This window comes from Alcaligenes sp. WGS1538 (assembly GCF_043187505.1).
GTDB lineage: Bacteria > Pseudomonadota > Gammaproteobacteria > Burkholderiales > Burkholderiaceae_B > Alcaligenes.
In genome coordinates, this window is record NZ_CP171109.1 from 3,565,034 (window position 1) to 3,589,090 (window position 24,057).

The 24,057-nt window shown below is 65.3% G+C and carries 24 protein-coding genes; 16 read left to right on the plus strand and 8 right to left on the minus strand.

Annotation, left to right across the window (positions count from 1 at the left end; translation table 11 throughout):
• Window positions 1-91: 91 nt before the first annotated feature.
• A complete protein-coding gene (locus tag ACF3ND_RS16565; RefSeq protein ID WP_394062416.1) occupies window positions 92-1,582 on the plus strand; it encodes a nucleobase:cation symporter-2 family protein in 1,491 nt (496 codons plus the stop codon).
• Window positions 1,583-1,661: 79 nt separating this feature from the next.
• On the opposite strand, the gene ACF3ND_RS16570 is transcribed toward ACF3ND_RS16565, so the two are convergent.
• Window positions 1,662-2,525: a DMT family transporter gene (locus tag ACF3ND_RS16570; protein WP_394062418.1), complete on the minus strand. Its 864-nt coding sequence runs from the start codon at window positions 2,523-2,525 to the stop codon at window positions 1,662-1,664.
• A gap of 124 nt (window positions 2,526-2,649) precedes the next feature.
• On the opposite strand from ACF3ND_RS16570, the gene ACF3ND_RS16575 reads away from it, so the two are divergent.
• On the plus strand, window positions 2,650-4,047 hold the full coding sequence (locus ACF3ND_RS16575) for a PLP-dependent aminotransferase family protein (protein WP_394062419.1): 1,398 nt from the start codon (window positions 2,650-2,652) through the stop codon (window positions 4,045-4,047).
• Here the strand turns inward: ACF3ND_RS16575 and ACF3ND_RS16580 are convergent.
• Window positions 4,044-4,673 (minus strand): LysE family translocator, encoded by a 630-nt coding sequence (locus ACF3ND_RS16580; RefSeq protein WP_394062421.1) that lies wholly within the window; start codon window positions 4,671-4,673, stop codon window positions 4,044-4,046. The two genes, ACF3ND_RS16575 and ACF3ND_RS16580, sit on opposite strands and share 4 nt — an antisense overlap.
• A 38-nt stretch (window positions 4,674-4,711) precedes the next feature.
• A complete protein-coding gene (locus ACF3ND_RS16585; protein ID WP_394062423.1) occupies window positions 4,712-5,473 on the minus strand; it encodes a GntR family transcriptional regulator in 762 nt (253 codons plus the stop codon).
• Between the two features lie 178 nt (window positions 5,474-5,651).
• On the opposite strand from ACF3ND_RS16585, the gene ACF3ND_RS16590 reads away from it, so the two are divergent.
• Genes ACF3ND_RS16590 through ACF3ND_RS16630 form a run of 9 tightly spaced genes read left to right on the plus strand, consistent with a single transcriptional unit; the run spans window position 5,652 to window position 13,458 of the window.
• Window positions 5,652-6,497 (plus strand): fumarylacetoacetate hydrolase family protein, encoded by an 846-nt coding sequence (locus ACF3ND_RS16590; RefSeq protein ID WP_394062425.1) that lies wholly within the window; start codon window positions 5,652-5,654, stop codon window positions 6,495-6,497.
• A 15-nt stretch (window positions 6,498-6,512) separates the two neighbouring features.
• Window positions 6,513-7,505: an ornithine cyclodeaminase family protein gene (locus ACF3ND_RS16595; protein ID WP_394062427.1), complete on the plus strand. Its 993-nt coding sequence runs from the start codon at window positions 6,513-6,515 to the stop codon at window positions 7,503-7,505.
• Window positions 7,506-7,540: 35 nt separating this feature from the next.
• On the plus strand, window positions 7,541-8,662 hold the full coding sequence (locus tag ACF3ND_RS16600; RefSeq protein WP_394062429.1) for a cupin domain-containing protein: 1,122 nt from the start codon (window positions 7,541-7,543) through the stop codon (window positions 8,660-8,662).
• Window positions 8,663-8,688: 26 nt separating this feature from the next.
• Window positions 8,689-9,174 carry an aromatic-ring-hydroxylating dioxygenase subunit beta gene (locus ACF3ND_RS16605; protein ID WP_394062431.1) on the plus strand — a complete coding sequence of 162 codons (486 nt, stop codon included), beginning with the start codon at window positions 8,689-8,691 and terminating at the stop codon, window positions 9,172-9,174.
• A 21-nt stretch (window positions 9,175-9,195) separates the two neighbouring features.
• Entirely contained in the window at window positions 9,196-10,464 is a 1,269-nt protein-coding gene (locus ACF3ND_RS16610; protein WP_394062433.1) for an aromatic ring-hydroxylating dioxygenase subunit alpha, read from the plus strand.
• Window positions 10,461-10,793 carry a non-heme iron oxygenase ferredoxin subunit gene (locus ACF3ND_RS16615; RefSeq protein WP_394062435.1) on the plus strand — a complete coding sequence of 111 codons (333 nt, stop codon included), beginning with the start codon at window positions 10,461-10,463 and terminating at the stop codon, window positions 10,791-10,793. Before ACF3ND_RS16610 ends, ACF3ND_RS16615 begins: the two co-directional genes overlap by 4 nt.
• Window positions 10,790-12,016: an NAD(P)/FAD-dependent oxidoreductase gene (locus tag ACF3ND_RS16620; protein WP_394062437.1), complete on the plus strand. Its 1,227-nt coding sequence runs from the start codon at window positions 10,790-10,792 to the stop codon at window positions 12,014-12,016. Before ACF3ND_RS16615 ends, ACF3ND_RS16620 begins: the two co-directional genes overlap by 4 nt.
• Window positions 12,017-12,030: 14 nt before the next feature.
• The gene (locus ACF3ND_RS16625) at window positions 12,031-12,423 is read left to right on the plus strand and encodes a nuclear transport factor 2 family protein (RefSeq protein WP_394062439.1); all 393 of its coding nucleotides are present in this window, start codon (window positions 12,031-12,033) and stop codon (window positions 12,421-12,423) included.
• Window positions 12,424-12,465: 42 nt separating this feature from the next.
• Window positions 12,466-13,458 (plus strand): Bug family tripartite tricarboxylate transporter substrate binding protein, encoded by a 993-nt coding sequence (locus tag ACF3ND_RS16630; RefSeq protein ID WP_394062440.1) that lies wholly within the window; start codon window positions 12,466-12,468, stop codon window positions 13,456-13,458.
• Between the two features lie 111 nt (window positions 13,459-13,569).
• On the opposite strand, the gene ACF3ND_RS16635 is transcribed toward ACF3ND_RS16630, so the two are convergent.
• Together ACF3ND_RS16635 and ACF3ND_RS16640 are read right to left on the minus strand one after the other, a co-directional pair.
• Complete coding sequence (locus ACF3ND_RS16635; RefSeq protein ID WP_394062442.1) at window positions 13,570-14,586, minus strand: Abi family protein; 1,017 nt, start codon at window positions 14,584-14,586, stop codon at window positions 13,570-13,572.
• Window positions 14,587-14,689: 103 nt separating this feature from the next.
• Window positions 14,690-15,604: a LysR family transcriptional regulator gene (locus ACF3ND_RS16640; protein WP_394062444.1), complete on the minus strand. Its 915-nt coding sequence runs from the start codon at window positions 15,602-15,604 to the stop codon at window positions 14,690-14,692.
• Between the two features lie 124 nt (window positions 15,605-15,728).
• Between ACF3ND_RS16640 and ACF3ND_RS16645 the strand changes: the two genes are divergently transcribed.
• From ACF3ND_RS16645 to ACF3ND_RS16655, 3 genes are all read left to right on the plus strand, one after another.
• Window positions 15,729-17,102, plus strand: coding sequence for a nucleobase:cation symporter-2 family protein (locus tag ACF3ND_RS16645; RefSeq protein ID WP_394062446.1), 1,374 nt, complete (start codon window positions 15,729-15,731; stop codon window positions 17,100-17,102).
• A complete protein-coding gene (locus ACF3ND_RS16650; RefSeq protein ID WP_394062448.1) occupies window positions 17,095-17,601 on the plus strand; it encodes a nucleoside deaminase in 507 nt (168 codons plus the stop codon). The genes ACF3ND_RS16645 and ACF3ND_RS16650 overlap by 8 nt, the downstream gene beginning before the upstream one ends.
• A gap of 142 nt (window positions 17,602-17,743) precedes the next feature.
• Window positions 17,744-18,619, plus strand: coding sequence for a DMT family transporter (locus ACF3ND_RS16655; protein WP_394062450.1), 876 nt, complete (start codon window positions 17,744-17,746; stop codon window positions 18,617-18,619).
• Between the two features lie 10 nt (window positions 18,620-18,629).
• Here the strand turns inward: ACF3ND_RS16655 and ACF3ND_RS16660 are convergent, their stop codons facing one another.
• The 3 genes from ACF3ND_RS16660 to ACF3ND_RS16670 form a co-directional block, all read right to left on the minus strand.
• On the minus strand, window positions 18,630-19,094 hold the full coding sequence (locus ACF3ND_RS16660; RefSeq protein ID WP_394062452.1) for a hypothetical protein: 465 nt from the start codon (window positions 19,092-19,094) through the stop codon (window positions 18,630-18,632).
• Between the two features lie 183 nt (window positions 19,095-19,277).
• Window positions 19,278-20,471 (minus strand): acetyl-CoA C-acyltransferase, encoded by a 1,194-nt coding sequence (locus tag ACF3ND_RS16665; RefSeq protein WP_394062454.1) that lies wholly within the window; start codon window positions 20,469-20,471, stop codon window positions 19,278-19,280.
• 19 nt (window positions 20,472-20,490) lie between these two features.
• Entirely contained in the window at window positions 20,491-22,923 is a 2,433-nt protein-coding gene (locus ACF3ND_RS16670; RefSeq protein WP_394062456.1) for a 3-hydroxyacyl-CoA dehydrogenase/enoyl-CoA hydratase family protein, read from the minus strand.
• A gap of 95 nt (window positions 22,924-23,018) precedes the next feature.
• On the opposite strand from ACF3ND_RS16670, the gene ACF3ND_RS16675 reads away from it, so the two are divergent.
• Window positions 23,019-23,354, plus strand: coding sequence for a hypothetical protein (locus ACF3ND_RS16675; protein ID WP_394062458.1), 336 nt, complete (start codon window positions 23,019-23,021; stop codon window positions 23,352-23,354).
• Between the two features lie 158 nt (window positions 23,355-23,512).
• Window positions 23,513-24,055, plus strand: coding sequence for a chromate transporter (locus ACF3ND_RS16680; protein WP_394062460.1), 543 nt, complete (start codon window positions 23,513-23,515; stop codon window positions 24,053-24,055).
• Window positions 24,056-24,057: the final 2 nt, after the last annotated feature.

Consider the following 24,057-nt stretch of genomic DNA (forward strand, 5'->3'; position numbering starts at 1 on the left):
CCTGTATATGAATTCGATTATGAACAGACCCCATCACTCCATTACATTGGCGTTGTTCTGCACAACAACTCATCCAATACGGAGACATTTCATGGGTACGAGCACTACCTCCGCACCCGTCGACGAACGTTTACCAAACGGGAAACTTGCCGTCCTCGGCCTGCAACACGTCCTGGTGATGTATGCGGGTGCCGTGGCGGTTCCACTGATTGTGGGCCGCGCACTCAACCTCTCGTCCGAAGAGGTATCGATCCTGATCGCGGCCGACCTTTTCGTCTGCGGCCTGGTGTCCATCATCCAGTCGCTGGGTTTCACCCAATATTTCGGCATCAAGCTGCCCGTCATGATGGGCGTGACCTTCGCGGCCGTCGGCCCCATGGTGTCCATGGCGCAGGCCAATCCCGGGCACGAAGGCGCGCAATTGCTCTTTGGCACGGTGATCGGCGCGGGCATCATCACCATGATCATCGCGCCGGCCGTCAGCAAGATGCTGCGCTTCTTTCCGCCCGTGGTGACGGGCACCATCATCGCCATGATCGGCATCACGCTGATGCGCGTGGGCATCAACTGGATCTTCGGCAACCCCGTGGGCCCGACCGCGCCATCCGTGGTGAACCCCGATCACCTGGCCTGGCTGCAGCATGCGCAGTCGGCGGCCGCCATGCCCGGCTCGGCCCTGCCGCCTCCGCCGGACGGCCTGGTGCTCAAGCCCACCGTTCCCAACCCTCGCTACGCCAACCTGACCGGCCTGGGAATCGCCGCCATCGTGCTGGTGTCCATCCTGCTGATCGCCAAGTTCTGCAAGGGCTTCCTGGCCAACGTCGCCGTGCTGCTGGGCATCGTGATCGGCGCCATCATCGCCTCGGCCATGGGCATCATGACCTATGAAAAAGTCGCCAAGGCCGACTGGGTGGACCTGGTGCTGCCTTTCCACTTCGGCATGCCCAAGTTCGACGCCCTGCACATCGCCACCATGACGCTGGTCATGATCGTGGTGCTGATCGAGTCCACCGGCATGTTCCTCGCGCTGAGCGACATGACGGGCAAGAAGGTTGACCAGAAAGACCTGGCGCGCGGCCTGCGCACCGATGGCCTGGGCACCTTGCTGGGCGGCATCTTCAACACCTTCCCCTACTCCAGCTTCTCGCAGAACGTGGGCCTGGTGGCGGTGACCGGCGTGCGCAGCCGCTTCGTGTGCGTGGCCGGCGGCGTCATCCTGGTCATCCTGGGCCTGCTGCCCAAGATGGCCGCCCTGGTCGAGTCCCTGCCCACCGTGGTGCTGGGCGGCGCCGGCATCGTGATGTTCGGCATGGTGACCGCCACCGGCATCCGCATCCTGTCGGGCGTGGACTACAAGACCAATCGCAACAACTCCATGATCGTAGCCATCTCGATCGGCGTGGGCATGATTCCCCTGGTCGCGCCCAACTACATGCAGTGGATGCCTCACGCCATCCACCCCCTGATCGAATCGGGCATCCTGCTGACCTCCATTGCCGCCGTCCTGTTGAACCTGTTCTTCAACGGCGCCAAAGAAGACAAGCACGCCGCCATCGAAGCAGCCAAGCACGCCGAAGCGTAAGGGCGGCCTGGAATAAGAAAGCAGCAAGCAGCAACTTCACACCGGCTTATCGGCCTAGCGATAAGCCGGTTTTTTTCATTCAAGATGCGAATCGGCGCGCGCCGGCCACGCACAGCACGGCGCCCAGGGTGACCAGCACCATGCCGATGCTGACGGCCTCCCCCAGCAGGGCGGCCGCCAGGGCCAGGCCCATGAACGGCTGCAGCAACTGCAACTGCCCTACCGCGGCAATGCCGCCGTGCGCCAATCCCCGGTACCAGAACACGAAACCCAGCAACATGCTGAACAGGGACACATAGCCAAAACCCAGCCAGGCGGGCAGGCTCACCGAAGCGAAGCTGGACGGCCAGCGCCAGATCGCCATGGCGGCCATGGCGGGCAGCGACAGAAGCAGGGCCCAGCAGATTACCTGCCAGCCGCCCAGCCGGCGCGACAGACGCGCGCCTTCGGCATAACCCAGGCCGCAGACCACGACGGCGGCCAGCATCAGGGAATCGCCCTGCCAGGACGCGTCCAGGCCATCGCGAGCGGCATACCCCACCACGACGGCGCTGCCCAGGAGCGAACACACCCAGAACGCGGGGCGGTGGCGCTCGCCCGCCAGCAGCACGCCGAAGGCAGCCGTGCACAAAGGCAGCAAGCCGACAAAGACGATGGAATGGGCGGAAGTGACGTATTGCAGCGCCAGCGCCGTCAGCAAGGGAAAACCGAGCACGACGCCCAAGGCGACCAGGAACAGGGCCGGCAAGTCCGCGCGCTGCGGGCGCGGCGCACGCAGGACCGTCAGCAGGACGGCGCCCAGCAGGGCGGCCGCCGCCGCTCGCGCGCCGGTCAGGAAAAACGGGTCGAACCCCAGCACGGCGGCGCGGGTGGCCGGCAAGGACCCCGCGAAAATAGCTACCCCGATGAAGCCATTGATCCAGCTGACTGCCTTGCTATCCATGTGACATGCTCCGACGATGATGCTTGCCACTACATCACAGCCGTGCCAGCATACCCAGACACACTCCAACACAGTTTCAAAGAACTGTATTGGTTTACGCTCCCATACAGTCTGGACGATCTTCATGAAAACCACCCCGACCCGCATCGATCAGGTCATGCAGGCTGTACGCGGCCGCATCGCGGCCCGCGCGTATTCTCCCGGCATGCGGCTGCCCTCGGTGCGCGCTCAGGCGCAGGCCATGGGCTTTTCCGTTTCCACGGTCATCGAAGCCTACGAGCGGCTGGCGGCGGAAGGCTTGATCGAAGCCCGGCGAGGCTCCGGCTTCTATGTGGCCGGCCCCCTGGCGCCGCTGGCCCTGGCCGCCCTGGAGCCGGCCCTGGACCGCGAAGTGGATCCGTTGTGGGTGTCGCGGCAGTCCCTGGAGGCCGACAGCGCCATGCTGATGCCCGGCTGCGGCTGGCTGCCCCCTGACTGGATGTACGACGAAGGCCTGCGCCGGGCGCTGCGCAAGGCGGCCCGAGCTCCCGCGGCCGAACTGACCGACTATGGCTCGCCCCTGGGCCTGGAGCCCCTGCGTCAGGTGCTGGCGCGCCGTCTGGCCAATCTGGACATCGATGCGGCGCCGGATCAGATCATGCTCACGGATTCGGGTACGCAGGCCATAGACCTGATCTGCCGCTTCCTGCTGAAGCCGGGCGATACGGTGCTGGTGGACGATCCCTGCTATTTCAACTTCCACGCCATGCTGCGGGCGCATCGCGCCAAGGCCGTGGGCGTACCCTACACACCGCACGGCCCCGACCTGGCGGTCTTCGAAACCGCCCTGCGCGAGCATGCGCCGCGCCTCTACATCACCAATTCCGGCATACACAACCCGACCGGCGCGCGCCTGTCCGCCGCCGCGGCCCACAAGCTGCTGGCCTTGGCCCAGGGCACGGACCTGGTGATCATTGAAGACGACATCTTCGGCGACTTCGAAACCCGCCCGGCCTCCCGGCTGGCGGCCTTCGACGGCCTGTCGCGCGTGATCCAGATCGGCAGCTTCTCCAAGACGCTGTCCGCCTCGCTGCGTTGCGGCTACATTGCAGCCCAGGCGCCATGGATGGACAGCCTGGTGGACCTGCGCACCGCCACGAGCTTCAGCAGCAACCGTCTTGCGGCCCAGGTCCTGATGACGGCGCTGACCGACAGCGGCTACCGCAAGCACCTGGAACACGTCCGGCATAGGCTGTCCCAGGCCATGGACAAGACCTTGGCTCGCTTGCACGCACTGGATCTGCAGCCTTGGACAAGGCCGCGTGCGGGCATGTTCGTCTGGGCCCGCCTTCCCCCCGGCCAGGACGCCGTGGCGCTGGCGCGCGCCTGCCTGAAGCACGGAGTGGTGCTGGCTCCCGGCCCGGCCTTCAGCCAGGCTCCGCTGGCGGGCCGATTCCTTCGCTTCAATGTGGCCCAATCCATGGACCCGCGCGTGTTCCAGGTGCTGGAGCGCGCGCTGGCGGAAGGCTTGCCGGCGGCTTAAGACGCTGCGCCGCGGCGGGACAGCAAGAGCCCCACGCCGGCCAGCCCCAGCAGGCTGCCGCAGGTCCGGTTGAAAAGGCGCTGCGCGCCGGGCTTGGCCAGCAGCTGGCGCAGATTGCGCCCCATCCAGGCATACAGCGCCACTGCGACGACCTCCATCAGCAGGAACAATACGCCCAGCCAGGCGAACTGCAGCAGGTAGGAGCCGCCCGGCTGGATGAATTGCGGAAAGAAGGCCGTGAAGATCAGGATGGCCTTCGGATTGCCGGCCGCCACCAGGAATTCCTGGCGGGCCAGCTGGCTGATGGGCTGGCCGACCAGGCCCGCCACCGACTCCTGCGAAACCGGCTTGCGCCACAGCTGCACCGCCAGGTACAGCAGGTACAAGGCGCCCAGCACCTTGATGCCCAGCAGCAGGAACGCCGCCTGCTGCAGCACCACGGTCAGGCCTATGGAGGCCAGGGCGATCATGATGGCAAAGGCCGCCAGACGCCCGCCCGCGCCCAGGACCGAGGACCGGAACCCGTAATGCGCCGCATTGTGCACGGACAGCAGATTATTGGGCCCCGGCGCCATGTTCAAGGCAAAGCAGGCGGGAATGAACAGAAGCAAGGTGGTCAGGTTCATGAGATCAACGGGGTGGTTCGGCGAGAGAGTCGGGCGCGTCACGCGCTGATACTGTTCACCAGCAGATCCGCCGGCCCCAGGGCGGGCGAATCGCCTTTCTTGCCGCGCGCGTCGCGCATTTCCTGGATCAGCAGGCGCTTGTTGTCGCGGCTGCGGTAGGCGTGTTCACGCATGAGGGCTTCGGCGCGGCTGGCCTCGCCGCGGACCAGGGCCTGCAGGACGTCTTCGTGGTCGGTCTGGGCGCGGGTCACGAAAGAGGTTGCCAGCCGTGTGGGCACGGTGGCCAGGGCCAGCGAACCGGGCCCGACGAACGGCATCTTGTTGTTGTGCTCCAGCGCCGACACCAGCGCGCTGTTGCCGCAGGCCTGAGCCAGCACATCGTGGAAACGCTGGTTGACCTTGCGCCAGGCCTGCGCGTCCACGGCATGGCTTTCTGCATGCAATGCCTGGTCCACCAGCGCGCGACCAGCCTGCACGGCCGCCTCCAGTTCGGCGCGCGCCTCCGGAGTCAGGCCGGCCTCGGCCACCAGGCGGGCCGCCATGCCTTCCAGCACGCCGCGAACCTCCACCGCATCGCCGATATCGTCCATGGAAAACACGCGCACGCGAAAGCCCCGCGAGGGCAATTGCTCCAGCAGGCCTTCTTTTTCCAGCTCGGCAAACGCAAGCCGCAAGGGCGTGCGCGACACGCCCAGGCGAGCGGCGTAGTGCAGCTCCGTCAGGCGCTCGCCGGGACGTACCTCTCCGGAAAGAATGATCTCCCGAAGCGCTGAAATAACACGGTCTGTCTGAACGGCCATGGCAGGTCGATAGTGGTTGCGGAGCCGACAGTGTAACTCAGACTGTCGCCCCTAATATTGCATGCAAAAAACTTGATGAAGATCAATATTGCATGCAATAATAAATTTAAACAACGATTATTTGACCAAAAACAGAGCCTTGTTCTTATTTTGCATGCAAGGCATTGCAGGAGACGCCATGAAGTTAGCCCGTTTCTCGCACCGGGGCGCCGCTCGCTGGGGACTGGTGGCACAGGACCGCGTGATTCCCCTGGACGCCGTGTGGCCCACGCTGGCCCAAGGCCTGGCGCAATCGCCGGCCGCCCTGCAGGCCGCCGCTGAACAGCAAGGCCAACGCGCATTGCATGCAAACGAAGTGCAATGGCTGCCCGTTGCCGAATCCGGCAGCAAGATTCTGTGCGTGGGGCTGAACTACGGCCGCCACGTCCTGGAAGGCGGACGCGACCTGCCCTCCCACCCTTCCCTGTTCCTGCGTCACCTGGACTCTTTCGTGGGCCATGAACAGGACATCATCCGCCCCGCCTGCTCCACGCAGTTCGACTTCGAGGGCGAACTGGCCGTGGTGATCGGCCGGGAGGGCCGCCACATTCCCGCCGAACGGGCCATGGACCATGTGGCCGGCTACACCTGCATGGGCGAGAACTCGGTGCGCGACTTCCAGAAACACACCGCGCAGGTGACCGCCGGCAAGAACTTCGACCGCAGCGGCGCGCTGGGCCCCTGGATCGTCACCCGCGATGAAGCGGGCGCCCCGGAGGCCATGACCCTGCAGACGCGGCTGAACGGCGAGGTGATGCAGTCCGCGCCCGTGTCCGACCTGATCTTCCCCATCCCCGCGCTGATCGCCTACATCAGCACCTTCACCACGCTGCGCGCGGGCGATGTGATCGCCACCGGCACGCCCGAAGGCATAGGCCTGCGCCGCACGCCGCCGCTGTTCATGAAGGCGGGCGACGTGCTGGAAATCGACATCTCCGGCCTGGGCGTGCTGCGCTCGACCGTGGCCGACGAACCAACCGCTTGATACCAAGGAATCCTCATGCAGCAAGATGGCGTTCTCTACCTGACCGAACGTGACGTGGTGTCCGTGCTGGACATGCCTGCCGCGATCGACGCCCTGGCCGGCATGCTGGCCGCCCAAGGCCGCCAGGCCGTCAAGAACGTGCCCAAGGCGCTGGGCACCTGGGGCGACGGCTGCTCCATGCATGCGCTGGGCTCGGTGATGACCGAAGGCGGCCAATGCGGCTTCAAGACCTGGGTGCACACGCCGCGCGGCGGCGGCTCCATGTTCAGCCTGTTCGACGCCGAGACCGGCCGCCTGCAGGCCCTGATCGAGGCCCGCGCGCTGGGCATGATGCGCACGGCCGCCATCAGCGGCGTGGCCACCCGCGCCCTGGCCCCGCGCGAGACGCGCGTGGCCGCGCTGATCGGCACCGGTCCGCAGGCCGTCACCCAGCTGGCCGCCCTGGCGGCCGTGCAGGAACTGGATGAGGTGCGCGTCTACAGCCCCACCGCCGAAAAACGCGCCGCCTTCGTCGCCAAGCTGGCTCCGCGCTACGGCTTTGCGCTGCGCGACTGCGCCAGCCTGCAAGCGGCCATGGACGGCGCCGGCATCGTCACCACCATCACCCGCGCCACCGATCCATTCATCACCCCTGAACTGATGCAGTCCTGCCGCCACATCAATGCCGTGGGCGCCATCCTGCCCGCCAAGGCCGAACTGGAACAGGCCGTGGTGCAGTCCGCCGACCTGATCGTGGTGGACGATAGGGACAACGCCCTGCGCGGCTCGCGCGAATTGCGCGAGCGCTTCGGCGCCGAGGCCGCCGCCTGGGGCGAGGTCTCCTCGCTGAGCGAACGGCTGGCCCAAGGCATCGGCCGCCCGGACGGTGCGCGCCTGACCTTGTTCAAGGGCATGGGCATGGGCCTGTCCGACCTGGCCATGGCCACCACCGTGTATCAGCGCGCAGTCGAACGCGGACTGGGCATCGCCCTGCCCGCCCAGACCCGCCAGAACCTGCTTCTCGATTAAATCTAGTGCGGCCGTCACGGCCCAGAGGAACTCTCATGGAAAAAACGTCTAGCCCCTTCGTGGATGTCAGCGGCGCCGCTCCTCGCGAGCAGAACATGTGGCCGTCCATCGTGATCACCAAGGAATCCATCGATCTGGAGATCGCCCGCCTGCAGGACATCGCGCGCCCTGACAACGGCCGGCGCGCCAGCTTGATCGTGCACCCTCAGGCCACCCGCCCCGGCCTGGGCCTGTCGCCGGGCATCGACGTGACCATCAATGTCCTGAACCCGGGCGAGCGCACCTTCAATCTGCGCAAGAACTCCAATATGGTCGAGATCTGCATTTCGGGCAGCGGCGTGGCGGTCTGTGACGGCACGCAGACCCGCGTCAGCAAGTTCGACGTCTGGAACACGCCTTCCATGGCCGTGCACAGCTACTACAACGACAGCAACGCCCCCTGGGTGCGCCTGTCCTACTCCAACGCGCCGCTGCTGGAAAAACTGGAAATCCACTACGTGGAAGAGTTCGAGGGCGACATTCCTCCGGCCGACGCCGGCACCACGCCCGCCGCCGCCCCGAACAGCTCGGGCGGTCCGCGCGCCCGGGACCTGGCCCTGCGCGAACAGATCACCGAGCAAGGCGCCTGGCTGCTGGGCTACGAATGGCTGATCGATATTGACGTGATCGAATCCAAATCGCTGCACTGGCCCTGGGAAAAAGTCTCCCAATACCTGCCCAGCGTGGAGGAGATCGACCGCGGCTACAACGGCCGGCGCCTGTTCGTGCTGTACAACCCCGCGACGGAGCGGCGCATCGGCACCACGCACAGCTTCTTCGCCACGATCTCCAGCTCGCCGCCGAACAACCACCACATTCCGCATCGCCACAGCTCCGCCGCCATGAACTACTACCTGCGCGGCCGCGGCTACAGCAAGGTCAACGGCGAGCGCCTTGAGTGGAAGGAAGGCGACCTGATCCTGTCCGCACCGGGCTGGGCCATGCACTCGCACCACTCCGGCGACCAGACCACCTCCGCCCTGACCATCCAGGACCATCCGCTGCAGATCGCGATGGAATCGCTGATCTGGCAGGAACGCATCAAGGAACCCATTCTGACACTGGGCCGCCAGGCCGGCTTCGAAAGCAACCGCGCCCAGTTCGTCGCGGCCAAGTAAGCCGCCCGCATCACAGGAACGACATCATGACCACAGTACAGGACACGCTCGCGCTGCGCATGCAGATCCGCGATTTCTACGACGACTACGCCAACACCCTGGACGAAGTGAACCTGGAAGGCTGGGTGGATTACTTCACCGAGGACTGCCACTACCGCGTGATCTCGCAGGAGAACGTCAAGGCCGGGCTGCCGCTGGGCCTGATCTACTGCATGAACAAGAACATGCTGCGCGACCGCGTCACCGCCCTGCGCGAAACCACCATGTACGAGCCGCGCACGCTGCGCCACTTCATCAGCGGCGTGCGCATCAACCGTATCGAAGACGGACTGATCCACGCCCAGGCCAACTTCCTGATCACCGAGGCGCTGTCCGACCAGGAACCCACCGTGAACCTGGTGGGCCAGTACCAGGACATCCTGGAGCAGACGGAAGACGGCTTCCTGCTGCGCCGCCGCGATTGCGTGTACGACAACTACCGCATCCGCAACTCCCTGATCATCCCCGTCTGACGCCCCCGCCAGGAGAATTTCATGAGCTGCAATCACACTGAACAGGCGCCGCGCGTGGTCGAGGCGCCCATCGTCATCAACCGCCGCTGGCCCGAGGAAGGCTTTACCCGCATTCCGGCCTGGGTCTACACCGACCCGGCCGTCTACAAGAAAGAAATGGATGTGTTCTTCGCCGGCGACACCTGGAACTACGTCGGCCTGGAATGCGAAGTGCCCGAAGTCGGCAGCTTCAAGCGCCAGTGGATCGGCGACCGCCCCGTGGTCATGGTGCGCAATGAAGACGGCGAGATCAACGTGATCGAGAACCGCTGCGCCCACAAGGGCGCCCAGATCTGCTGGGAAAACACCGGCAAGGTCACGGACTTCACCTGTCCCTACCACCAGTGGAACTACGACCTGAACGGCAACCTGCAAGGCGTGCCCTTCCGTCGCGGCGCGCTGGGCAAGGGCGGCATGCCCAAGGACTTCGACCCCAAGAAATGGGGCATCAAGCGCCTGCGCACCGTGAACCGCGGCGGCTCCATCTGGGCGACCTTTTCAGAGACCGCGCCCAGCTTCGAGGAATACTGCGGCCCCGACGTGCTGGCCGAGATCGACCACATGCTGCCGGGCAAGAAGCTGACGCTGCTGGGCTACAGCCGCCAACTGATCCCCAGCAACTGGAAGATGTACCTGGAGAACCTGAAGGATCCCTACCACGCCACCTTGCTGCACACCTTCTACATCACTTTCGGCCTGTGGCGCGCGGACTCCAAGTCCGAGTGCATCCCCACCGGCGGCGGCGCCCACAGCGTGATGGTGTCGCACAACGAAGGCAAGAAGAAGACCGAGGCCACGGCGGAGATGGAACGCTTCCGCGACGACCTGCGCATCCTGGATGCAGAGACCGTCACGCCCCGCAAGGAGTTCAACCGCGGCCGCGTGGGCGGCGCCTGGATCTTCCCGGCCGCGCAGTTCGGCATCCAGGCCAACTCGCTCAAGACGCGCCACGTGATCCCGCGCGGCCCCAACGCGCACGAACTGGTCTTCACCTACTACGGCTACGAGGACGACGACGAGGAAATGACCCGCCTGCGCCTGAAGCACGCCAACCTGCTCGGCCCGGCCGGCTTCGTCTCCATGGACGACAGCGAAATGCTCAAGCAGGTGCAGACCGGCATTTCCGGCTATCCGGAAAGCGTCAGCGTGGTGGAGATGGGCGGCCGCGACACCGAACCCGCCGACTACATGGTCAGCGAAGTGCTGATCCGCGCCTTCTACAAGTACTACCGCGAGGCAATGGGACTATGACGACCGAACTGAACTGGATCCTGGCCGCCCAGACCGGCGACATCTCGCCCGACACCAATACGCTGCGCGTGGTGGTCAACGGCGAGGCCGTCTGCCTGTACCAACTGGAGGACGGCTCCGTGCACGCCACGCAGGACCGCTGCACGCACGGCAACGCCAGCCTGGCCGACGGCTACATCGAAGACGGCCTGATCGAATGCCCGCTGCACCAGGGCTGTTTCGACATACGCACCGGCAAGGCGCGCACCGCGCCCTGCACCGTCGATCTGAAGACCTACGCGGTCAAGGTCGAGGGCGAGGCCATCTACGTGGCCGGAGACGCCGCATGACCACGGTGGTGATCGTGGGCGCCGGGCAGGCGGGCGGCTGGGCCGCCCGCACGCTGCGCGACCAGGGTTTTGCGGGCCGCATCGTGCTGGTGGGCCAGGAAAGCCATGCGCCCTACGAGCGCCCGCCGCTGTCCAAGGACATCCTGCTGAGTCAAGGTACGAGCGTGGCCGAACTGACCCTGCTGGACGCCGCGACCATGCAGGCGCTGAATATCGAGGCCCTGCTGGGCCGCCGCGCCCTGCGCATCGACCGCGAGCGGCGCTGCGTGATCCTGGACGATGGCGGCGAGCTGGCCTATGACCATCTGGTGCTGGCCACCGGCGGGCGCGCCCGCCAACTGCTGCCGGAGCTGGCGGACCATCCGCGCATGTTCACCCTGCGCACGCTGGACGACGCCCTGCGCCTGAAGGAATCCCTGTCCCGGCCCAGCCGCCTGCTGATCATCGGCGGAGGCTGGATCGGGCTGGAAGTGGCCGCCACGGCCCGCCAGCTGGGCCATGCCGTGACGCTGCTGGAAGCCGCGCCGCGCTTGTGCCAGCGCAGCGTCTGCGCCGCCATGTCCGACGAACTGGCCGCTGTGCATGGCGAGCAGGGCGTGGACCTGCGCCTGGGCGTGACCGCCGCGCAAGTACATCCCGAAGGCGAGGGCTTCAAAGCCGTGCTGTCCGACGGCGGCACCCTGTCCTGCACCCACATCGTGATGGCGGCCGGGCTGCTGGCCAATGATGAGCTGGCCGTGGAAGCCGGCCTGCCCTGCCGGCAGGGCGTGGTGGTGGACGAACGCTGCCGCAGCGCCGACCCGCGCATCTACGCGGCCGGCGACGTGGCCTTGCGCCCCGCCGACGGCCAACGCCCCGCCATGCGGCTGGAATCCTGGCAGAACGCCCAGGACCAGGGCATCGCCGTCGCGCAGGCCATCCTGGGGCAGGATGTGCATTACCTGCCCACGCCGCTGGTCTGGTCGCAACAATACGATCGCTTCATCCAGATCTGCGGCCATGTCAGCGAAGCCCGCTCCACGGCGCTGCGCCCCCTGAAACAAGGCGGCAGCCTGCGCTTCTACCTTGATGATCAAGGCATCGTGCAAGGCGTCATCGGCATCAATGCGGGGCGCGACTGGCGCGCCGCGCGCGCCTTGGTGGAACGCCGAAGCCGGGCCGACCCGCAGGAGCTGGCGGACCCCGCCATCGCCTTGAACAAGCTGTCCCAGGCCATGGCCTGAACCGGAGCCAAGACATGGATAATCACATTGCCTATACGGCCTGTCTGCAACTGGCCAGCCGCTTCTACCTGAGTCTGGACGCCTCCGATACGGCGGGCCTGCTGGCCTGCGTGACGCAGGACACGGTCTGGCACCGCCAGGGCCAGGCGCTGCAAGGCCCCCAGGCCATCGGGCAGGCCTTGGCCGAGCGCCGTGCCGAGCGCATCACCAGCCATCAGATCAGCAATTTTCATCTTGACGCCGAAACGGACGAAGAAGCCGTGGCCCATTACTACGTAACTGTCTACGACAACCAGGGCCCCGACGGCGCCCTGCAGCTCAAGACCATTCTGCGCAGCCGGGACCATTTCCGTCGTGTGGACGGCCAATGGACTTTGGTTTGCAAGCGCAGCAGCAAGCATCTTTAACGCAGTACTTTCATCATTCAGAAAAAGGGGGGAGCAGCAGACATGCTCACACAAAAATTCATCAACACCGGCGTCCGCCTGGCGCTGACCGCCTTGCTCGGAACGGGCTTCGCTTTGGGCGCCGCCGCACAGGCCGCGGACTACCCGGAGCGCGCGATCACCGTGATCGTGCCCTTCCCGGCGGGCGGCGGCGGCGACACGCTGGCGCGCATCGCCACCGAAGCCATCGGCCGCCAGCTCGGCCAGACGCTGATCGTGGAAAACCGCCCAGGGGCGGGGGGCAACATCGGCACCTCCCAGGTGGCTCGCGCCAAGCCGGACGGCTACACCCTGGGCTACGGCACCAACGGCACCGGCGCCATCAACCACTGGCTGTACTCCAATCCCGGCTATTCCAACGCCGACCTGGAGCCCATCTCGCGCCTGACCACCATTGCCGCCGCGCTGGTCGTCAACCCCGACAGCAAGTACAAGACCGTCAAGGACCTGGTCGACTACGGCAAGGCCAACCCCGACAGCCTGACCTGCGGCTCGGCCGGCAACGGCACGACCTCGCACCTGGCCTGTGAGCTGTTCAAGCAGATGACGGGCGTGAGCATCCTGCACATCCCCTACAAGGGCGGCGCGGCGGCCATGACCGACCTGATGGGCGGACGCGTGGACCTGCTGATCGACGTGATGCCCAACCTGTCCGGCCAGATCGAAGCCGGCAAGCTGCGCCCGCTGGCCGTCACCATGAAAAAGCGCCTGGATTCGCACCCCAACATCCCGACCATGGAAGAGGCCGGCGTGCCCGGTTACGACTTCTTTGCCTGGGACGCCATCTGGGCGCCCAAGGGCACGCCCACGGAAGTGCTGGACCGCCTGAACGAGGCCGCCCGCAAGGCCATGAGCGATCCCAAGACCGTGGCGATCCTGAAGGCCCGCGGCGCCGACACGGCCCCCACCAGCCGCGAAGAGCTGGCCTCCTTCGTGCAAGAGGAATACACCCGCCTGGGTGAAGTCGTGAAAAAGTCCGGCGCCCGCGTCGACTGATCCCGACCGGCCCGGTTCCCCGCCGGGCCCACGCCGGCGCCCGCCAGGGCGCCGGCTTTTTTGCTGCTTCTACATGCACGGCACGGCCACCGGCAAAAACGCATACCCTGGCTATGCAGACTCTCGCCAGACCGGATGCATCAACCAATCCGGCGGAAAGCCGAGCAAGGCGTCCACATCGAGCCCCGGATAGCGTTCAAATAAGCTCTCCAGATTCGCGCGCCACCCTGGGCCTTGTCTGATGCTCGCACTTACATAATTGATCACCGAGGCCAAGACAAAAAAATTGCGACTCCTGCCGAAATACAGACCTCGCTTTTGATAACTTTTGGGAGTCACACTACTTTGCCCGCCCATCAATCGGCCGTGATGGGCAACGACGTTCCGCAATACAGAAAAAGCATGCAGCCAACTGGCGAACACGTGATCGTCTTCTACCTTGAAGCGCCTACTAATCAGCTTACGATAGCGCTGATTTGCCAGATCTTTGTAGCCGTATGACCAGGCGCCAAATGACAAGCACTCGCAAATGACCCAACTAGGCGGCAAACGAGGGTAGTCATACTTTTGAAAGTAATGCGCAATAAACGCTTTGTCCCGCATACGCGAGATTTCTTCCTCGATTTTTTGAACAAAAGAGCGCCGGGCAGCCTTGTTGGCGGTTCCTGACGAAACAAATACCTCGTCCTTCATGAACCAGTGGGGGCCTTCATACTCTGCCATGACCTCGGAAAAAACGACGCGGACCATGATTTCGATGCGTTCCAGCGCGACGGCCGTGATGCGACGCAGCTCCCGATCAAACTCATATCTCCTGATGGCCTCATCGAAACAGACATTCGACTTGAAGTTCTTGGTTTCACGGTCTTGCCATTGATACCAATAACCTTTCATGCGATAGGCTCCCACTTGCAGCAGATAAGGCAAAGCAGACTCGGCATTCACAAGCATGCCTTGCCGTCGCAGCTTCATGATCAAGCCAGCAGGGTCCATAGGCAACTTGTCGAAAACTCTGCAATCCACAGTTGCGACTTTCTTGATGCTTGCTTCCATTTGCCGCCCCTGCTCATGATTGCCGCCACCAGATGCTGGACGTGAAAAACCCGCCTTTTGCACGATCTTGATCAAGATACGTTATCCGCAGATAACACGTGTGGCGGGTTGCGTTGAGTTCAGTATCACTCAGGGGAAATGGCTGGTCAACAGCGGACAAGGACAAAATTAAGCACTGCTACAGAATCGTCCGATTCCCGTTGCGGTCCATTTCGAACACCTTGAACTGCTGCAGATAATGCCGCAGCCACAGGGACGCCTGGCCCAGTTGCGCCTGGCGGGACCACAGCAGATCCACGCCCACCACCCAGTCCGTGTGCGGATAAGCCTGCAGGGGCAGCTCCACCAGTTCGCCCGATTCGATCTCGCGCAGGATGGACTGGCGCGGCAAGGTGGTCCAGCCCAGGCCGGCGCGGGTCATCTCCAGCAGGGCCGAATAGCTTTCGGCCTGCCAGCTATTGCCCGCTTCCAGGTATTCCGTCGAAGGCAGCCGGTGGCCATGGGCCGCAAAGGCCAGCCGACGATGCGCGCGCAGCTCGGCAAAGCTGATGGAGGCGCGCCGGGCCAGCGGGTGATCGCGATGCACCACATGCGTCAGGATCAGCTTGCCCATCTGCCTGAAGGCCACCCCGCGCGGGTAGGCCGGCTGTGAAAAGGCGATGCCCAGGTCCACTTCCCCCTGCTGCACCAATACCGATACGTCGCCGTCCATGGGATGGCGGATGGTCACGTCCAGATACGGGAACTGGCGCGCCAGCTCCTGCAGCGGCGGCACCATCACGGGGTATGGCACCTCGATGGCCAGCAGCAGCTCGGACTGGGGGATCTCCACCAGTTGCCGCGCATGCATCTCCAGATGGGCGCAGCGATCCAGCACCAGCTCGGCCTGGCGCAGCAATTGCTCGCCCGCCGGGGTCAGCACCGGCAGCTTGGCCTGACGATCAAACAGCTCCACGCCCAGGTCCACCTCCAGATTGGCCACAGCCGCGCTGACCGTGGACTGGCTCTTGCCCAGCCGGCGCGCCGCCGCCGAGAACGAGCCCTGCCGGGCCACCGCGCCGAACATTTCCAGCTGCTCGATCGAGAACCGCATGCCGCCTCCGAACCATCGGTTTTTCCGATGAATATTAATTATGTTCAATTGAAAAACTGATTGATCATAGCAGCAAGCTCACCGAGAAGAGCGATACGTGGCCCTGACCACAAAGGAGACAGCCATGAAACATTCCACTTCGGTTCATCCCGTGGATGAACTTCTGCCATTGCGCCAGTTGGCCAGTTTCGGCCTGCAGCATGTGCTGGTGATGTATGCCGGCGCCGTGGCGGTGCCCCTGATCCTGGGCAGCGCCCTGGGCCTCGCCACTGAACACATGATCACCCTGATCAACGCCAATCTGCTGACCTCGGGCGTGGCCACCCTGATCCAGACGCTGGGCTTCTGGCGCTTCGGCGCCCGCCTGCCGCTGATCCAGGGGTGTTCCTTCATCGCCATCGCCCCCATGATCATGATAGGCCAGCAGTACGGCCTGACCACGGTCTTTGGCGCGGTGATCGCGGCCGGCGCGCTGACGATCGCCATTGCGCCGCTGTTCAGCCGCCTGCTCAAGCTGTTCCCGCCCGTGGTGATCGGCAGCCTGATCACCGTGATCGGCATTTCCCTGATGCCCGCGGCCGCCATCTGGCTGGGCGGGGGCAACCCGGACGCGGCCGACTTCGGCGCGCCGGGCAACCTGCTGCTGGGCCTGGCCACCATCGTCATCACCCTCTTCATCCACGCGCGCTTCTCCGGCTTCGTGGGCAACCTGTCGGTGCTGATCGGCCTGCTGTGCGGCACCGCCCTGGCCATGATGATGGGCTACACGGACTTCAGCCGCGTCGGCCAGGCGGCCTGGTTCGAGCTGAGCCCGCCCTTCGCCTTCGGCATGCCCGAGTTCGCCCTGGCGCCCACGCTGGTGATGATGATGGCCATGCTGGTCATCATGGCCGAGACGACCGGCAACGTGCTGGCCATCGGCAAGATCACCGGCAAGCCCGCCAGCCAGACCACGCTGGGCGACGCCTTCCGCGCCGACGGCCTGTCCACCATGCTGGGCGGCCTGTTCAACAGCTTTCCCTACAACGCCTTCACCCAGAATACCGGCCTGATCGCCATGTCCAACGTGCGCAGCCGCTACGTGGTGGCCGCCGCCGGAGTGATCATGATCCTGATGGGCCTGTTTCCCAAGCTGGGCGCGCTGATCGCCACCATTCCCCGGCCCGTTCTGGGCGGCTGCGCCATCGTCATGTTCGGCATGACCACGGTGGCCGGCATCCAGGAGCTGAGCCGCGTGAAATTCGAAGGCACGCGCAACGGCCTGATCGTGGCGGTGTCCGTCAGCGTGGGCGTGCTGCCCATGTCCCTGCCCGCCCTGTTCCAGCGCGTGGAAGGACCGCTGAAACTGTTCGTGGAAAGCGGCATCTTCCTGGCCGCCATCACGGCCATCGTACTGAACCTGCTTCTGAACACCCGCGAAACCCTGGCGGCCGCCGGCGCGTCCGACGATCCCGCCGCCCCCACCCTGACACAAGAACAAGGAGCCCAACATGGATAACATCGTCACCTCGTCCGCCGGCCTGAGCGCGCGCGACATGGAACTGCTGCGCCAGACCATCACGCTGTCCGAAGAGTCCAAGGCCCGCGGCCGGCATCCCTTCGCCGCCCTGGTGGCCGACAAGGACGGCAACATCATCTGCACCGCGGGCAACAATTCCATGCCGCCCGAAGGCGACCCCACCCAGCACGCCGAGCTGCGCGCCGCCGCGCAGGCGGCCCGCCTGCTGCCGCCCGAAGCGCTGGCCGACTGCACCCTGTACACCAGCGCCGAACCCTGCTGCATGTGCTCGGGCGCCATCTACTGGTGCGGCATAGGCCGCGTGGTCTACGCCCTGGCCGAAGAGAATCTGCTGGTGCTGACGGGCGATCATCCCGAGAACCCCACCTTCTCCCTGCCCTGCCGGGAAGTCTTTGCGCGCGGCCAGCGCAAGGTGAGCGTATTCGGTCCCCTGATCGAGGACGAAGCCGCCGCGCCGCACCACGGCTTCTGGAAGTAGATCTGCACAGACCCCGCGCCCGCGTCCGCCACGCGGGCGTAGACCCCGACGTCAGCAGGTGCTTCACGCCACGGGCGCAGGACAAGGATTACAATCCTCCGGGCGTGCGGCCCATGGGGACCGCAGCCTACCCGCCCCTCTCATGTCTCCCAAAGACCTACGCGATCTGTTCATGCTGGCTGCCATCTGGGGCAGCTCGTTCTTGTTCACGCTCAAAGCTGTGCCCGCCTTCGGCCCCTTTCCCCTGACCGTCGTGCGCGTGGGCGCCAGCGCCATCGCGTTGATGAGCTACCTGTCCCTTACCGGACGCCTGAAAGTCTTCCTGGACAACTGGAAACCGATCTTCGGGCTGGGCATCCTGAACGCCGCCGTCCCCTTCGCCCTGTACGCCTACGCCGCCCTGCGCCTGGAGTCGGGCCTGCTGGCCGTGCTCAATGCCATGGCCCCGCTGTTCGGCGCCCTGGTGGCGCGCCTGTGGCTCAAGGAACGCCTCTCGCGCAGCCGCATCCTGGGCCTGTTCGTGGGCTTTCTGGGCATTCTGATCCTGGTGTACGACAAGCTGTCCTTCTCGCAGGGCGCGCAAGGCTGGGCCGTGCTGGCCTCGCTGCTGGCCACGGTGTTCTACGGCATCGCCGCCAATTACACCGCCCGCTATCTGCGCGGCGTGGAGCCGCGGGCCGTGGCCGCCGGCAGCATGGTCAGCGCCACGCTGGCCCTGCTGCCCTTCGCCCTGATCTGGTGGCCCGAGCAGGCGCCGCCCCTGGCATCCTGGGGCGCGGCGCTGTCCCTGTCCCTGCTGTGCACGGCCGTGGCCTACCTGATCTTCTACCGCTTGCTGGCCAATGTGGGGCCGTCCAAGACCATCACCGTCACTTTCCTGGTGCCGCCCTTCGGCGTGTTCTGGGGCACGCTGCTGCTGGGCGAGGCGCTGACGCTGCAGATGCTGGCCGGCATGGCCACCGTGCTGCTGGGCACGCTGCTGGCCACCGGCGTCATCGGCCGGCGCAAGGCCGCCTGAAGCGGCGCGGCTATTCGTCCAGCGCGTCCTGCGCCTGGGCGTGCAGCCAGGCGGCGTAGCGCTCCTCCAGGACGGAGCGCAGAGCCTGGTAGGAGTCCCAATCGTCGGGAACGTGGTAGATGGACGGCAGCGCCGCACTATCCAGCGTCTCCACGTAGTCATCCAGATAGAACTGATCGTAATAGAAGTCGGAAAACGCCCGGCCCTGGGGCGTCATGTGTTCGCCGAGCAGCTCGTCGCCACAGCACATCTGCAGCAGTTGGGAGCCTTTGATCATATGATCATGGCATTGCCGCACCTCGTTCGGAAATTGCGCGACCAATTCGTCCGACAGCAGGTGGCGGGACACCAGCCAGGCCAGGTACAGGCCCATGTGCGTGCGGCCGCCTTCGGGGCCCAGGTCCTGCGGATAGTCTCCCCCGACATGCCACTCCAGGGCGTCGTATTTCACATGGTTGGAAGATGGCGTTTTCACGGCTTTACCTCCTTGAAGATGCGAAAAATGGGAAACCGGAACCGGCCCGGTCCAAACCAGTATATCGGCGGCCATGGGCAAAAGTGTGTCCACCTGTGAAGAACTTGGTTGACGCATGACGCACGCGCTTCCATGCAGACAGACCGCCCGCAGGCGGCCTGTTTGCAGAACCTTGGTACAGCTTCAGGCCCGTTCGAAGATCCCCGCCGCGCCCATGCCGGTGCCGACGCACATGGTCAGCATGCCGTACTTGAGCTTGTGGCGCTGCAGGGCATGGATCACCGTGGCGGCGCGCATGGCGCCGGTGGCGCCCAGGGGGTGACCCATGGCGATGGCCCCGCCCAGCGGATTGACGCGCGCCGGATCCAGGCCCAGGTCGCGGATGACGGCCAGGGACTGCGCGGCGAAGGCTTCGTTGAGCTCGATCCAGTCCATCTGGTCCTGCTTCAGGCCCGCCAGGGCCAGCGCATGCGGCACCGCCTCCTTGGGGCCTATGCCCATGACCTCGGGCGGCACGCCGCGCACGGAAAAAGTCACGAAGCGCGCCAATGGGGTCAGGTTGTGCTCGCGCAGGGCGCGCTCCGATACCACCAGCAGCACGCCCGCCCCGTCCGAAGTCTGGGAGCTGTTGCCCGCTGTGACCGAACCCTTGGCCGCGAAGACCGGCCGCAGCTTGGCCAAGGCCTCCAGGCTGGTGTCGGGGCGCGGCCCCTCGTCGCGGCTCACCACCTTGACCTGCTCGGCCACCTCGAAGCTGTCCAGGTCGGGCTGGCGACGAGTCACGGTAACGGGCAGGATCTCGTCCGAGAACTCGCCCGATTCCCACGCCTTGACGGCCTTCTGGTGCGAGGCCAGGGCGAAGGCGTCCTGGTCCTCGCGCGAGACTTTCCATTCGCGGGCCACTTCCTCGGCCGTCAGCCCCATGCCGTAGGCAATGCCGTAGTTTTCCTCGGATGCGAAAATCTCCGGGCTGAACGTGGTGTTCACGCCCATGACGGGCACCTGGCTCATGGATTCCACGCCGGCCGCCAGGATGACGTCCGCCTGCCCCGTGCGGATGCGGTCGGCCGCGATGGCCAAGGCGCTCAACCCCGACGCGCAGAACCGGTTCACCGTCATGCCCGGCACGGTATAGGGCAGGCCTGCCAGCAGGGCGGAGATACGCGCCACGTTGAAGCCCTGCGAGCCTTCCGGCAGCGCGCAGCCGGCCACCAGATCCTCGATGGCAGCGGGGTCCAGGTCGGGCAGGCCGGCCAAGGTGTCGCGCACCGCGCCGGCCAGCAGCTCGTCGGGCCGCAGGGAGGAAAACACGCCGCGCGGCGCCTTGCCGATGGGCGTACGCTTGGCGGCCACGATATACGCTTGTTGCAATGTCATGTCAGCTCCTTGATCGGGCTCAGTTGCGCACCGGCTTGCCGGTGGTCAGCATGCCGGTGATGCGTTCCTGGGTCTTGGGCGAATTGAGCAGCTCCAGGAAGGCCTGCCGCTCCTGGGCCAGCATCCACTCTTCGTCCACCAGAGAGCCCGGATCCACGTCGCCGCCGCAAATCACCGTGGCGACCTGCTCGGCGATGCGAAAATCGTAGTCGGAGATGAAGCCCCCGACCTTCATGTTCAGCAATTGCGCCTTGAGGGTGGCGATGCCGTCGCGCCCGGCCACCGGGAAGCGGCGCGGCAAGGGCGGACGCCAGCCTGCGCAGGCCAGGGCCAGCGCCTGGCGCACGGCCACGTACAGCAGCTCGTGCCGATTCATGACGATGGTGTCGGATTCGCGCAGATAGCCGATCTGACGCGCTTCCAGGGCGGAACGCGAGACCTGGGCGCTGGCCACCGCCAGCGCGAAGCGCTTCAGGTACGCCAGCAAGGGCGCATCCGGCGCGCCCTGGGCCTGCAATTCCGCGGCCCGGCGCGCGCAGAACGCCAGCCCGCCGGCGCCGGGCACCAGGCCTATGCCCACTTCCACCAGGCCGATGTACGTCTCGAAGTGCGCCACGCGGTGCGCGCAGTGCACGGACAGCTCGCAGCCGCCGCCCAGAGCCAAGCCCGCCAGGGCCGCCACGACGGGCACCTGGGCATAGCGCAGGCGCAGCACCATGTCCTGCATTTCCCGCTCGATGGGTTCGACCGCCGCCACGCCGCGCTGCTCGAACAGCGGCAGTATGGCCTTCAGGTCCGCGCCGGCCGAGAACGGCTCGCCCGTCTGGGCGATGACCAGCGCCTGGTACGAGGCCTCGGCCAGTTCCACGGCCTTGACCAGCCCGCGCACCACGCCCGGGCTGAGGGTGTGCATCTTGGTCTTGAAGGAGACGATGAGCACGTCCTGCGGATGGGGAGCCGGCAGGGTCCAGCAGCGCACGGACTCGTCCTCGAACACGGTGTGCGTCTCCATGGGATCGACTTCGCCCACCAGCAGGGGAACGCCGATCTGGCGCTGGTACACGGGCAGCATGCTGCGGCCTTCGAAGCGACCCTGCGCAGGGTTCCAGGAGCCGGCCAAAGTATGTACGCCCTGCGCCTCCCAGACCGGGCCGCGCGTGGCCCAGTCGGGCAAGGGCTGGCTGCTGAGCGCCTTGCCGTACTGGATGTCCTGCATGATCCATTGCGTGACCTGGCGCCAGCCGGCCGCCTGCCAGATCTCGAACGGGCCCTGCTTGTGGCCGAAGCCCCACTTCAGGGCCAGGTCCAGCTGGCGCGCATTGTCGGCGATATCCTGCAGGTGCACGGCGCTGTAGTGGAAGGTGTCGCGCAGCACGGCCCAGACGAACTGGGCCTGGGGATGGGTTGATTCCCGCAATTGGCGCAGGCGCTCGGCCGGATCGCGCACCGCCAGGATGGCGGCCACGTCCGGATCGATGGTCCGATCCGCGGGCACGTAGTCGCGCTGCTCGGCATCGAAGCGCTGAATCTCGCGCCCTTTCTTGCGATAGAAGCCCGCACCCGTCTTCTGGCCCAGGGCGCCGGCGTCGATCAAGCCCTGGACTTCGGGAGGCAGGCCGAAATGCTCATGGAAGCTGTCGTCGGGCAGATGGTCCTGCATGGTGCGGATGACGTGCGCCAGGGTGTCCAGCCCCACCACGTCCGCCGTGCGGTACGTGCCGGACTTGGCGCGCCCCAGGCGCGTGCCGGTCAGCTCGTCCACCTGTTCGTAAGTCAGGCCGAAACGGCGCGCCTGCTCGAACACGGACAGGATGCCGAACACGCCGATGCGGTTGCCGATGAAGTTGGGCGTATCCTTGGCGTGCACCACGCCCTTGCCCAGTTGCGACACCAGGAAGGTCTCCAGGGTGTCCAGCAGCTCGGGCTGGGTGTAACGGGTGGGAATCAGCTCCACCAGGTTCATGTAGCGCGGCGGGTTGAAGAAATGCACGCCGCAGAAACGGTGCCGCAGCTCTTCGGGCAGGACCTCGGCCAGGGACGTGATGGACAGCCCGGACGTATTGCTGGCGATGATGGCTTGCGGATGCAGGGCCGGCGCTATCTTGCGATACAGGTCCTGCTTCCAGTCCAGGCGCTCGGCGATGGCCTCGATGACCAGGTTGCACTGTCCCAGGCGGTCCAGGTCGTCTTCATAGTTGGCCGGCTCGATCAGGTCGGCCAGGTCAGGCGTGCCCAGAGGGGCCGGGTTCATTTTGCGCAGATTGGCGATGGCGCGCGTCACGATCCCGTTCTTGGGCCCTTCGCGGGCCGGAAGGTCGAACAGCACCACGGGAATGCCGGCGTTGACGCAATGGGCGGCGATCTGCGCCCCCATGACGCCGGCGCCGCAGACCGCGACCCGGCGCAAGGCCCGGGCTCCGCCCGCCACCGCACTGGTTGGACTAGATGTCATAGGTTTGTCTCCAAGAAACCGGAACCCTGCGCACGCGAACGCAACAGCCTGGCGCCCTGAAATGCGCAGCGATTTAATAATCGTACACGCTGGACGTGCTTTTGCAACATGAGGATTCTTTTATTTTTAAACAAAGCTGGACGCAGATCAAATCACGCCGTCCATGGCTCGACCGCATCCCTGCCCGACCGCTCGCCGGCGGCACGGCAGCGTCGCCAGAAAAAAATTCAAACACTTGTTTCAATCTCTTTTATTTCAATGATATGAACATCTTTCAAGCTAGTTTCCAGCGGAAGAACGTGCTTGTTCAGGCGCATTTTTGCAAGCCTGCACGGCAGGCGGATGCGAGCTGTTTCACACTCATTTCTCCTATTTATTTTTTTCCATTTTTATTTAATTTTTATTTCGACTTTTCTTTTTTCAATTTGTGATCGACTTTCAAACAGAGGACGTGCACGGATCGGCGGCCGGCCCGTGCAAGCAGGTGCGGGCGACGCTTCTATGCCAGAATAGAATTACTTTCACCTTCAACCATTCAGTCGACCGAGGTAACAACGTGGCCGGGCCCCCGGAACCTTCTCAGCGCCCCATGTCCCTGACCGGACTGTTCCTGGCTTTCGCCCGCATCGGCGTCACCAGCTTCGGCGGCGGGCTCAGCGGCTGGCTGATGCGCGAATTCGTCGTCCAGCGCCGCCTGATGAGCCAGGACGACTTCCTGAGCGGGCTGGCGCTCTCCCAGGCCCTGCCCGGCATCAATGTCGTCAACCTGGCGATCTGGATAGGCTATCGCCTGCGCGGCGGTCCGGGCGCCACCGTGGCGGCGCTGGGCATGGTGGTGCCGCCGCTGTTCGTCGCCATCCTGATGCTGGTCGGGCTGGAGCAGCTGACTGGTTCGGACCTGGCCCGCCAGGTCATGGCCGGCGTCGCCGCCGCCGCCATCGGCCTGTCGCTGGAAATGGGCGTACGCTCGGCGCGGCGCGCCTCGCAAGGGCTGCTGCCCGTCCTGCTGATGGCCGCCGTGTTCCTGGGCATCTTCGTCATGGAATGGAGCCTGATCGCCGTGGTGCTCCTCACTGCGCCGCTGTCCATCTGGGTCGCCTGGCAACGCCTGGATCCTGGCCAGGCGGACTGACC